The organism is Streptomyces sp. NPDC003379 (assembly GCF_053589195.1).
Genome location: NZ_JBSFRK010000016.1, coordinates 1 through 11,408, shown reverse-complemented (window position 1 = coordinate 11,408; position 11,408 = coordinate 1). Strand labels below are relative to the sequence as shown.

At 69.8% G+C, this 11,408-nt stretch carries 10 protein-coding genes; 2 read left to right on the top strand and 8 right to left on the bottom strand.

Annotated elements, in window-relative coordinates; genetic code table 11:
• Positions 1-82: 82 nt before the first annotated feature.
• The gene (locus tag ACWDVB_RS17495) at positions 83-634 is read left to right on the top strand and encodes a PadR family transcriptional regulator (RefSeq protein WP_451516015.1); all 552 of its coding nucleotides are present in this window, start codon (positions 83-85) and stop codon (positions 632-634) included.
• A gap of 401 nt (positions 635-1,035) precedes the next feature.
• Here the strand turns inward: ACWDVB_RS17495 and ACWDVB_RS17490 are convergent, their stop codons facing one another.
• Positions 1,036-1,407: a hypothetical protein gene (locus ACWDVB_RS17490; RefSeq protein ID WP_451516016.1), complete on the bottom strand. Its 372-nt coding sequence runs from the start codon at positions 1,405-1,407 to the stop codon at positions 1,036-1,038.
• 214 nt (positions 1,408-1,621) lie between these two features.
• Between ACWDVB_RS17490 and ACWDVB_RS17485 the strand changes: the two genes are divergently transcribed.
• Positions 1,622-1,840 carry a hypothetical protein gene (locus tag ACWDVB_RS17485; RefSeq protein ID WP_451516017.1) on the top strand — a complete coding sequence of 73 codons (219 nt, stop codon included), beginning with the start codon at positions 1,622-1,624 and terminating at the stop codon, positions 1,838-1,840.
• 375 nt (positions 1,841-2,215) lie between these two features.
• Here ACWDVB_RS17485 and ACWDVB_RS17480 read toward each other — a convergent pair whose 3' ends face one another.
• The 7 genes from ACWDVB_RS17480 to ACWDVB_RS17450 all read right to left on the bottom strand — a co-directional run.
• The gene (locus ACWDVB_RS17480) at positions 2,216-2,953 is read right to left on the bottom strand and encodes a VOC family protein (RefSeq protein ID WP_451516018.1); all 738 of its coding nucleotides are present in this window, start codon (positions 2,951-2,953) and stop codon (positions 2,216-2,218) included.
• Between the two features lie 248 nt (positions 2,954-3,201).
• Entirely contained in the window at positions 3,202-5,460 is a 2,259-nt protein-coding gene (locus tag ACWDVB_RS17475; RefSeq protein WP_451611971.1) for an ATP-binding protein, read from the bottom strand.
• A gap of 271 nt (positions 5,461-5,731) precedes the next feature.
• A complete protein-coding gene (locus ACWDVB_RS17470; protein ID WP_451516521.1) occupies positions 5,732-6,190 on the bottom strand; it encodes a hypothetical protein in 459 nt (152 codons plus the stop codon).
• Positions 6,162-6,350: a hypothetical protein gene (locus ACWDVB_RS17465; protein ID WP_451516522.1), complete on the bottom strand. Its 189-nt coding sequence runs from the start codon at positions 6,348-6,350 to the stop codon at positions 6,162-6,164. The genes ACWDVB_RS17470 and ACWDVB_RS17465 overlap by 29 nt, the downstream gene beginning before the upstream one ends.
• 209 nt (positions 6,351-6,559) lie before the next feature.
• On the bottom strand, positions 6,560-7,816 hold the full coding sequence (locus ACWDVB_RS17460) for a Kelch repeat-containing protein (RefSeq protein ID WP_451516523.1): 1,257 nt from the start codon (positions 7,814-7,816) through the stop codon (positions 6,560-6,562).
• A gap of 20 nt (positions 7,817-7,836) precedes the next feature.
• Positions 7,837-9,045 carry a Kelch repeat-containing protein gene (locus tag ACWDVB_RS17455; protein ID WP_451516524.1) on the bottom strand — a complete coding sequence of 403 codons (1,209 nt, stop codon included), beginning with the start codon at positions 9,043-9,045 and terminating at the stop codon, positions 7,837-7,839.
• Positions 9,046-9,061: 16 nt separating this feature from the next.
• A partial coding sequence (locus tag ACWDVB_RS17450; RefSeq protein WP_451611970.1) for a Tc toxin subunit A-related protein occupies positions 9,062-11,408 on the bottom strand: 2,347 nt, incomplete at its 5' end.

Here is an 11,408-nt window from a genome sequence, read left to right as displayed (position 1 = left end):
GAAAGGGGCACACCCGGATGCGGGTCCGGGGGTCGAGAGCATAGGTGCCTAGTGTCATAACCCGAGAGGTGGCGAGACAGAGATGAAGTTCGAGCATGTGCTGCTCGGATTTGTAGCGATGCGTCCCTGTACGGGCTACGACCTGAAGCGCTGGCTGGACAGCGAGATGGGCCGGATGATCCGGCTACGCACCCAGCAGAGCCAGATCTACCGAACGTTGAGCCGCATGTGCGCCGACGGCTGGATCGACTACACCGTGGAGCGCAACGAAGGGCGCCCCGACGCGAAGGTGTACCGCGTCACGGAAGCGGGTGAGGAAGTGCTGTTGGACCGCCTCGCCGAGCCGTACACGCCCTCACCCGATTTCGGCGACCCCGAGTTCATGATCCGCTACACCTTCGCGATCTTCCTGAGCCCCGAGGAACAGAAGCATCTCCTCCACACCGAGCTGAAGGCGCGGCGTGCGCAGGCGGAACGGTTCCGTGCCCGGGAGATCCGTGAGGAGCCGTGGCTCCCAGGGGTGGACCGCACACGCATGGTGCGGATCCTCGACCACGTCCACGGCTACAAGAGCCGCACCCTGGATGCGCACGTGCGCTGGCTGGAGGAGACCCTGGCCGAACTCACCGGCTGACGCGTTCAGGCAACGTGAATCGCCGAGGGTACAACACCGCCTTCGCACCGGACTACAGGGGACATCCGTGCGTCGAACACGTGGTACCAGGAGTTCGTCGCGCGCCCTGCGAGTCGCCCCCTCCGGGCAGCAGTTGCCAGGCTGCGTCGGCCTGGGGTTGCGGAATGCCGACGGCATTCGTCAGCTCCTCGTACGGTCCCCACTCGGGATGCTCGGTAGGCCTCGTGGCGTAACGCTCGTTCACGTCGCCCTACTGGCGCTGCAGCCAGCGCGTCACCGCCGCGTCCCCCGCGCGCTGCTGAAGCGCGGCCAGGTTTGTGAGGCGCGCTGCCTCGGGTCCGTCCGGCGGCGGCCTGCGCCGTCGTCTGCCGCTACCGTCCATGACGGGCGGCAATGTCGGATCACGGCACGTAGAGCACGACCGAGTTGACCGGTGTGAAGTCGGCCCACCAGCCCTCCTGCGGCGCCATGTAGGCGTGGCAGGTGCCGGTCCCGTTGTAGCCGTTGCACAGCTTCGCGTGTGCACCGCCGTACTGGTTGTTGAGGATCCAGTGCCAGTTGTACTGGCCGCTCAGATTGTGAGCGCCGTAGCTCCAGAACACGTGGCTGGGTGACCGTGCGGGGTCCTGACCCTCGGGGTACAGGCAGACAGCTCCGTCCGGACAATTGGCCCACGGGTCGGCGGCCTTCGCCTGGGCGGGGCCGACCGCCATCACGGCCGCCGTCGCGACCCCCAGCGCCACCACAAGGGCCCTTCGGATGTTGCCTCTCATGAGCTCCCCCTTTGATCCTTGTCATGTTCCCGGTGGGCACGGGGTCAGCCAGCAGCCTCCCTGGAGGGGCGCAACGTACACCAGTACAGGACCGGCCATATCGGGGCACAGATGTCCCCGGGGGGCCTGGGTGGACATCGGCAAGGAACAACACCACTGCGTGGCACTTGACGCCCGGAGTGGATAACGATGATCGAATTCTGCTCAGCCATCGGTGGCAGAGCTCGCTCGTCACCGGTTCGAAGAGTTCGGGCGTGGAGGTCTCGAAGAGGAACTGTGTCAGCAGGTCTTCGTGGCCGTCTTCGACGTCCAGGCCGTCGACGAAGTGCAGCGTCTGGGCCCAGGTCGTGAGCTCGTCGAGTCCCACTTGGCCGTCGGCGGCCTTCTCCAGTACGACTGCGATAGCGGCGCGGTCCACGAGGGCGGTGGCTGACGCATCCACGTGGCGGGCGGCTTTGATGAGGTCAGCGAGTTCGCCACGCCAGTGGACGAGGTCTTCAAGGGCATGGCTTCCGTTCGTATCCACGCCGTCCATCCTCCTGGACGGCGTGGAAACACCCGCGAGCGGTCTCTGTCAGGCAGGGCCCGACCACCACAGCCGGACGGGCTTGGCGCGTCCGCGCTCCGTTAAGCAGACGGTCGACCTGGCGCGACGTGAGAGTGAAGGGCCGTGCCGCCTGCGGGGCGAGGCTCTTGTACGCGCCAAATCGAGCCCGGGTGACAACTGGAGCGGAAATCGGCTCTCCCGGCCGCGTGCGTGGGCCAGGGTGTCGTGAACGAGGGCGCGGACGAAGTTCCGCGGCGCGCGTCAGCCCCGGCCGAGGACGCAGAACTCGTTGCCCGCCGGGTCGGCCAGGACGACCCAGGAGACGTCACCCTGTCCCACGGCGGTCCGTACCGCGCCGAGGCCTTCGAGCCGGGCGACCTCCCTCGCCTGGTCCTCGACGGGGTCGGACATCAGGTCGAGATGGACGCGGTTCCATACGACCTCGTCGTCGGGTGTGCGGCGGAACTCCAGGTACGGCCCGACGCCCTTGACGGAGCGCAGCAGGGCGCGGTCGTCGGTCAGCTCGTGGACGGTCCAGTCGATCGCCTCGCCCCAGAACCCGACCATGGCCCGTGGGTCGGCGCAGTCGACGACCACGGCGGCTATCGGCCCGGTGTCCCGGTAGAGCTCCCGGGGCTCCAGGACGCTGAACACGTTGCCTTCCGGGTCGGCCATCACGGTCCACGGCACGTCGCCCCGGCCCACATCGGCGGGCGTCGCCCCGAGCTCCTTCAGACGTGCGACCAACTCCGCCTGATGGGCGTCGGAGGTGGTGGCGAGCTCGAGGTGTACGCGGTACTTCACCGTCTCCGGGTCCGGGACGCGGACGAGATCGATGCAGACGGCGGACGGGTCCGGCCAGTCGAAACCCACGGGTTCCAGGTTGGTGACGCCAGGTCCTTCGCTGGAAACACCCCAGCCGAGCACCTCCGCCCAGAACTGACCGAGCGCCGAGTCGTCTCGGGCCTTGAAGTTCACCTGTACAAGTTGCAGCGTCATGCCGCATACCTTAGGTGACTCCCCATCGGTGTAGGCGAGACAGGTGTCGCAGACGCTGCGGGGCCTCTGCGTGCGCCGGCGGCAAGCCGTAGGAGTCGGAGAAGCACCGGCTCACGGCTGGGACAGCAGTAGTGAACGACGGCCTGTCCGCCTTCCGTTACCACCCCGATCTTCTACGTCAGTAAATATCGAGGTCGCCATTGCTGATCAGCGCGCGGACCGTCTCCGCGCCGCGGGTCACCGCCTGCTCACCGTCCCGGGGGCCCGCTGTGACCGGCCTCCAGGGCGTCGAGGTGTTCTTGGACGTCTTCGGCCTCTCCGGTGCGGTGCTGGATTCGGTACAGCTCCAGGGCTCCTTGCCAGGCCCGGCGGGCTTCCGTGAGCCGGCCCAGAGCCTGGTAGGTCTCCCCCAGGTGCTTCAGGGCACCGGCTTCGCTCCAGGCGTCACCGGTCTCTCGGCACAGGGTGAGAGCCTGGTGGTAGTAGTCCAGGGCTTGGTGGCGCCGACCGCTATGGTGGGCGATATAGCCCAGGCTATCTAAGTTCGCGGCTTCGCTGACGGGGTCGCCTGTGGTGCGGATCAGAGCCAGGGCCTGCTCACAGAAGCTGCGGGCTTGCTCGTACTGTCCCAGCAGGGCGTGGTCCCACCCGACTGCGTTGAGGCTTCTGGCCTCCCTCGCGGTGTTGCCGAGGGCTTGGTACAGGCGCAGGGCACGCTCGTCGTGGACGAGCGCCTGCTGGAGGTTGCCTTGCTGTTCCCAGGTCCAGCTGAGCATGTAGTGGGTGTCGGCCTGGCCTGAGAGATGGTCGGCGTTTCCGAACAGGGTCAGGGCCTGGTGGAGATACGCCTGAGCCCGGGCGTACTGATCCGCATGGGCGCAAGCAATTCCGCCTCCATAGCGGGCCATGGCCCGGGTGAGCGGGCCGCGCAGTTGTTCGGCGGCTTCCAGGGCCGCCCGCCACATGCGCAGGTCTTCGGCGCTGTGGCCCTGCAGGAAACGGAAGTTGAGCAGGACCGCGGGCAGTTGCCAGGTGTGGGTGTGCCAGCCCTGGTCGTAGGCGAACTGGTGGGTGGCCCGCACGCAGGCGTCCTCGGCCGCGAACCACTCCCGTGCCGTTGCCGCATCCGCAACCCGGTGCGGGGTGCATCCGGCGGCGGGCGGGTCCAGTCCCAGCTCCAGCGTCCCATGCGGATCGAGCAGTTGACTGGCGTGGTGAGCGGTGTGCAGGTAGAAGTCGGCCAGGCGCCGCAGTGCAGCTGTGCATCGTGGCTGGTCCAGGTCGTGGTGGCCGCGTTCGGCGGCGTAAAGGCGGACCAGGTCATGGAGTTGGTAGCGGCTCGGGGTGTGCTGACGGATCAGGTGGGCGGCCTCCACGGTGCGCAGCAGCACCCGGGCGCGGGGGACGGTGTGGCCCATCAGGCCGGCGGCCGCCCGCAGGCTGATGTCGGGGCCCGGGGCCAGGCCCAGCAGGACGAACGCTCGGGCCGCTGCGGGTTCCAGAGCCCGGTAGGAGCAGGCGAACACCGCGCGCAGGTCCGCGCTCAAGTCCCCGGCGTCCAGCGCGTCCAGGCGAGTGCTGGTCTCGGCCAACTCCTCGGCCAGGTGAGCCAGGGGGAAGCCGGGTTGGGTGGCGGCGCGGGCCGCGACGATGCTCAAGGCCAGGGGGAGCCCGGCGCAGCGCTCCAGGATGGCGGTGGCCGCCTGCGGTTCGGCGGCCAGCCGGTCTTCGCCAAGTTGGCGGGCCAGCAGCTGGCGGGCCTCTGCTTCGGACAGCGCGTCCAAGGTCAGGGGCTTGGCCATGTAGGCGGTGACCAGGCCGCCGAGTTGGTGGCGGCTGGTGACCACCACCGTACAACTCGGACTGCCCGGCAGGAGCGGAACCACCTGCGCGGTATCCCGGGCGTTGTCCAGCACCACCAATATCCGCTTGCCCACCACCAGGCTGCGGTACAACCCGACCTGCGCCTCCGCATCCCCCGGGACGGCCGCCGACTCCACCCCCAGCGCATCCAGGAAACCCCTTAGGGCCACCGTTGAGGCCATGGGCTCCCCGGACGGGTCGAAGCCGCGCAGATCCACATACAACTGCCCATCCGGAAACCGCTCCGTGTGGTGGTGAGCCCAGTGCAGGGCGAGGTAGGTCTTGCCGATGCCACCGGTGCCGCCGATCGCCGAGATCACCACCGTGCCGCCCCGATCGCCTTGCCCCTCCAGCGTCGCGGACAGCGCGTTCAGTTCCCGGGTACGGCCAGTGAACAGCGCCGGAGGAGCCGGCAGCTGCCGCAGCACCGGCGCGGCCGGGGCTGTCACTTCAGGAGGGGAGGGTGACGGTGACTGCCCCAGAACCTCGGAGTAACTCGCGGCCAGCACCGCCACCGCGAGGGACACGTACAGCCAAGCCCAGCTCAGTCCGTTGTCCGTGATGATCTGGCTTGTGGTCACCGCGAGTAAGACACCGAGTGCCGCAACGCCTACCAGGCGGGCGAGCCGCCTCAGACCCCTCACGCCCTATCTCTTCCCCGGAACTTCGGCGTGAAGTCGCCCTTGTCTGTTTTATATGCCGACGCCCACGAGTTGACGGCGGGTGCGTCCGACATCGCGCCGACCGGTCGGCAACGCGATCACCGGGCCGGATTACGCACCTCGCATCCGTGCACACCGTTCAGTCGTGAGACTTGGGTCTTCACATGGACTCCAGGGGTGAGTTCCGTATTGATGGGGCCGATCACCGGGCGTCCGCGGTATCCGGCGACGACCCTGTCAAGGCGTATGCCCGTCACGGTGCGTCGAAGAGGGTGCGGTGCTGCTCGGCCGTCAGCTCGCTCTCGTCGACGCGACGGAGCAGCGACAGATGTCGGCCTGCCTTGCACATGCCCAGTCGGCGCGGACCGAGCCGGATGGTGGTCACTGAGGCTCCGTGGACCCAGCTTCCCCAGAAGACGTGGCCCTTGCCGCACGCGATGATGGTGTCCGAAACCATGTGTCTCTCCTTCAGTCGAGGTGGGGGGATGGCCGTCGGTTCTCTGTCGGCTTCAGTGAGCTCCACGCGGTCCGGCGTCGCCGCGACCGCGGCAGAACCGATCATGATCAGACTGAAACTCCACAGGCCGATGGTCGCGATGATGGCCCCGTGCAGAAGCGCATCCATCCGGAAGGTTAGTTTCCGCCAGCGCTGCGGTGCGATCAGCAACGCGGCGATCACCAGCTCAATGATGATCGCGCCCCAGATCATCACACTTACCAGCAGACCATTTCCGGACATCGTCAGCAGCGGTGCCCGCGAAGGGCTCGGCGACACCGAAGACCGGGTTGCGCAACACGTAGTACTCGGCCGAACCGTTCAGCCAGTCCGCGACGCCGAACTTGCCGATGCCGGACTGCAGATGGAGGATCACCAGTTGTACGCGCAGGGCCCAGAGTGCCAACGCCGGTCGTCGGCCAGGCCCATGAGGATCAGGAGCAGGCAGACGCTCCGCGCGCTGGCCTCGCCACCGTCGGGCAGCGCGGTGCTGACGCCGATCGAGTACGCGATCCAGGCGTGTGTCCACGCCGACCAGCGGGGCCGGTATCTCGCGGAGATCGAGACGACGCTCGCCGTGGGAACTCAGATCCAGAAGACCTCAGTCGTCGCGGTGACCAGGTCCTCGCCCGATGCGGGGTTCGCGCTGCCGGCGCGGACCGTGCCGCCCGTGGCGAGTACCGAGCCGTCCGGCAGCGGTGTCGCGGCGCAGAAGTAGCGGCCCGTGCTCATGCCGCCGGTGGGGGTCCAGGTTCGCATGAGGGGGTCGAACAGTGTCGCGGCGGCGTATCCGGCATCCCGGGTGGCGCTGTCGGTGCCGCCCAGCACGAGCACCTTTCCGGAGGGCAGGGCAACGGCGTGGTGACAGGTGCGGCCGGTCGGCATGTTCTGGGCGACGGTCCAGGCGCCGGTCGCCGGGTCATAGCGTTCGGTGCGCCACAGCCCGAACGGTACGAAGCCCCGCTCGTGGCGGACAGTGAGGCCGTCGCCGCCGGTGACCAGGACCGTGCCGTCGTGCAGCAGCGTCGCCTGGTGGTTGCAGCGGGGGGTGTACAGGCTGCCCGTCGGGGTCCAGGTGTCGTCCGCCGGGTCGTAGAGCTCGCAGAACCCCTGTCCGATGCCGGTGGTACGACCGGTGCCGCGCAGGCCGCCGACGGCCAGGACCCGGCCGTCCTGAAGCAGTACGGCCGGGTGAGCGATCCGTGCGTCGGTCATCGCCGCGGCGGCGGTCCACTCGCCGGTTGTGGGGTCGAAGAGCTCGGCGGAGTACAGCCCGCGTCCGCTCGCTCGCGGGACACGGTCGCCCTGCCCGCCGCTCACCAGGACCCGCCCGTCGGCCAGTACGGTCGCCGCGTGCAACGACCGTGCGGTGGTCATCTTGCCGGTGGTCGGGGTCCAGGTGCGGGTGACGGGGTCGTAGAGCTCGGCCGTGTCCAGACGCCCGATCGTGTCCGGCCCGGTGGGGCCTGTGCCCCCGGCGGCCAGGACGCGGCCGTCGGCCAGGGGGGTCAGGCTGTGGCTGTGGCGTGCGGTGCCGAGGGTGCCGGTGACGGTCCACACGGTGGCGACAGGGTCGAACACAAGGGCCTCGTCGGTGGGCGCCCCACCCACAAGCGCCCCGCCCACGAGCGCCCCACCCACGAGCTCCCCGCCCACGAGCGCCCCACCCGCGATCAGAGCCGTGCCGTCCGCCAGCGGCACCGCTCCGTCGGCGGGGCCGAACCAGCGGCGCGGCGCGGGCAGTTCTCCGGCGGCGAACCAGGCGCCCGGCGCCGAGGCGGCCGTGCCCCCGGCCGGTGTGGCCCCGAAGCTCCCCGCGGTGAGGGATGTCCGTCGTGTCATCGCTGCGACTCCGTATCCGGTCAGGCCGTGAAGAGCTCTGAGGCGTCGGTGAGCACATCGGTACTGTCCGGGACGGCGGATCCGGACCGCACGAGCCCGCCCGCCACCAGGATCCTGCCGTCGAGCAGTTCGGCCGTCGTGAAGGCCCATCGGCCCTCGACCATCCCGCCCGTCGGTGTCCAGGTCTTGGCCTGCGGATCGTAGACCTCCGCGTTCTGGTAGCCGACGTCGAACGTCGAGTCGTCGGTGCCGCCGATCACCAGGAGGCGTCCTGAGCGCAGCAGGACCGCCCGGTGGTGGCTGCGGCCTGTGGACATGCTCTCGACGGGGGTCCAGGCCCCGGTGGCCGGGTCGTAGCGCTCGGCCGTCCATTGGCTGTACGGGTTGTAGGTCCAGTCGTCCTGGAGTCCTGGGCTGTCGCCGCCGGTGACCAGAACGGTGCCGTCGCGCAGCAGCGTCGCCTGGTGGCTCTTGCGCACGGAGGCCAGGTCCGCCGTGGGGGTCCAGCGGCCGGTGACGGGATCGAAGAGCTCGCAGAAGGACTGACCCGCGTACTGCCCTCGGCCGATCGGGCACATGCCTCCGGCGACCAGGACGCGGCCGGTGCGCAGCAGCACCGCCGGGTGGCCGCAGCGCACGTCGTTCATCGGTTCGGCGGTCCGGGTCCACTCCTGGCTGACCGGGTCGTAGATCTCCGCCGAGCCCAGTGCCCTCTGCGACGACGCCGACCGGGGTGTCAGCCCGCCCGCGACGAGGACCTTGCCGTCGGCGAGCAGCGTCGCGGAGTGCGCGTATCTCCCCTCGTGGAGCGCGCCGGTGGAGATCCAGCCGCGGGCGGCCGGGTCGTAGATCTCGGCGGAGGTGACTCCGGACTGCGACACACCTCCGTACGGGCCGCTCAGCCCTCCGACGGCCAGGACTCGTCCGTCGCTCAGCTTGGTCAGGGTGTGCAGGCGGCGGCTCACCGAGAGCTTGGCCGCGGGTGTCCACTTCTTGGTGGCCGGGTCGAACAGGGCGGCGCTGTCCTGTGCGTTGCGGCGCACGTCGTCGCCGCCGGCGATCAGGACCGTCCCGTCGTTCAGGGTGGCGGCCCCGGCGTCCGCGCCGGCCCAGTAGCCGGGGGCGGGCAGGGGGCCGGCCGCGGCCCAGCTGCCGGTGGCCATGACGGCATCGGCGGCCGTCTCGGGGGCCGGGACGCGCCCCGCGGCCAGGGAACGGTGGGTGTTCACGCGTGGTCTCCTCATGTCATTCGGGGGTGGGCGGGGCTTCGGCGAGGCGGTAGGGGCACACCAGGAGCAGGTCGGTCACCGCCCGGGGGTTGAGCCGGTCTCCGGTACGCAGCTGCTCGGGCAGTGCCCGGATGGCGTCGCGGGACACGGTGACGGTCACCGTGGCGTCGTCGCGCGCCCGCAGCGTCACCCCGGTGAGCCGGGCGTGCGGCTGGCCGTCGAGGGCCGGGTCCGCGGTGAGGGCGGCGTCGGCCCGGCCGCCCGCCGAGGTGGTGACCCGGAGCGGCAGCGGGTCGCGGAACGAGCGCAGATACGGGGTGCCGGCGTCCGGCGCGGTCTCCCTCGACAGCACCAGTACCACTTCGGCGGCGCCGACGTCGATGCCGAAGTCACGGAAAAGGTAGGGGAAGCGGTCCTTGGTGATGCCGAACTCCAGTGCGGCGGGCTCGGTCCCGGCGGGGGCGAGGAACCTGCTCCAGCGGTCCGCGTACTCCCGGCGCGCGCTGAAGGCGCGGATCAGGCCCTTGCCGCCGCCCGCGTGCACCCATCGGGCCAGTGCGTCGCGCAGGTCGTTCTCGGCCGCGGCGGCGAGCATCGGTCCACCGTCGCGCGCGGTGTAGCGGATGTGGAACACCACGTCGGTGATGGAGGCGTAGTCGAACTGCCGGTAGGTGGTGGGCAGTTCGAGCTGCCACTCACTGATGGCCCCCTCACCCTCGAAGGGCAGGTACCGCTCATCGTTCAGGTTGGTCTCGAACAGGCCGCTGTCGTCCTGGCCGGTGCTGGTCACGATGGACTGGACGGGGCCGCTGTAGTCACGGAACCGCGGGTCGGCCGCCTTGTCCCGGCCGTACGCCTCCCCCTCGGTGATCCGCGGGTCGGCCCGGACGCTGCTGTGCAGCAGCCGGGCCGTCAGGTTGACCGAGGTGTACGGTCCCGCGACGCACGGCACGGTCAGGGCGACGCTCTTGATCCGCCGCTGGTAGTGGCCCGGTCCGTCCAGGTCGAAGACCGCCTCGGGCAGCGAGACGTAGCAGCGACCGGTCTCCTTCAGCCGCAGCAGCGCGTTGGCATCGAGTTGGGCGAGGGAGACGCGTTTGGTCAGCTCGTACTCCCGGGCGTTCACGTCGAGGTAGGCCGCGTCCATGCGGTTCACGTCGGCCGCCAGCCGCTCCCCGGCCAGCAGCCCCTTGTGCAGGCTGTCCCAGTAGCCGAAGGTGATGAAGTCCGAGTCGGCGACGGCGAGTTCGTGCCGCCACGAGCGCTCGGCGCGCTTGGCCGCGTCGTAGGCGAGCTGGTACGCCTGGAAGTACACGGTGGACAGTTGTCCGGCCATCCAGTCGTAGAGCTCCGTGCTGGAGAACTTGCCCGTGAGGAAGCTCGCGACCTCCCGGGCCTGTTCCCGCTGTCTGTCGTGGTTGGCCAGCTCCCGCTCGGCGATGGCCTGCCGGATCTCGGCCGCGGCGATCTGCTTGTCCAGCTGGGCGCTGTCCAGCCGTGCCTGCCCGGCCTGGAAGGTCCACTCCTCGGCCCGGCGCTGGTAGCCGCCGAGGGTCTGCGCCGCGCCGCCCTGCGTCGTCAGGGCGCCGATGAGGCTGCCGAGCGAGCCGGCAAGGCTGTTGAGGGCACTGGTGAGGTTGTTGCCGCCGAACTGGAGCCCCACCGTGAACGGGGAGCCCACCTTGGCCTCCGGGAAGAGGCTGGTGATCGCGGCCGCCCCCTGGAAGCCCGCCGCGATGTACTGGAGCGTCTTGGCCTCGCCCGACAGGTCGGCGTGCGAGGTCTCGGACGCGTTCATGAACTCGCGGCTCGCGTAGTACTCCTTGCGGTGCTCGGCAACCGCCTTGGAGCGCTGCGCCGCGTTGTACGCCTCGGCGGCCTCTGTCACCTGCTGCCGGCGCACTTCGCGGGCCGCGTCGAGCAGGGCGACCTCGTGTCCGGCGCGCAGCCGGGCGAGCGCCTCGGCGTCCCGCTTCTCCAGAGCGTCCAGCACCCTGGCTCCGAACCCGGCCACCGCACCGGCGAGTTCCTTCGCCTTCGCGACCATGCCGGTGAAGCGGTAGTGCGGCAAGGGTGCGCCGATATCGCCGAGCACCTCGCTCAGATCGACGCCCGCGGCGATGGCCCGGACCAGCAGCGAGGGGTCGATCGGCGGGCCGAACAGGGCCACGTCGCGGCGTACGCCCTCGATGTCCAGCGAATTGCGGATCTTGAACAGCCGGTCGGCCACGGTGTCCCAGTAGCCGACGAGTTTGTCGTTGCGGGGCAGGCAGAAGTAGTACAGCCAGTTCAGGTTCACTCCGGGCAGCTGAGCCGGTACGGCGACGGCGCGGCCTTCGTGCGCCGCTGCGCCGAGGCGGGGG

Bases quoted from the DNA above. Each gene is read 5' to 3' on its own strand.
- ACWDVB_RS17495 (WP_451516015.1), top strand. From the start codon at position 83: ATGAAGTTCGAGCATGTGCTGCTCGGATTTGTAGCGATGCGTCCCTGT.
- ACWDVB_RS17490 (WP_451516016.1), bottom strand. From the start codon at position 1,407: ATGAGAGGCAACATCCGAAGGGCCCTTGTGGTGGCGCTGGGGGTCGCG.
- ACWDVB_RS17480 (WP_451516018.1), bottom strand. From the start codon at position 2,953: ATGACGCTGCAACTTGTACAGGTGAACTTCAAGGCCCGAGACGACTCG.
- ACWDVB_RS17460 (WP_451516523.1), bottom strand. From the start codon at position 7,816: ATGACACGACGGACATCCCTCACCGCGGGGAGCTTCGGGGCCACACCG.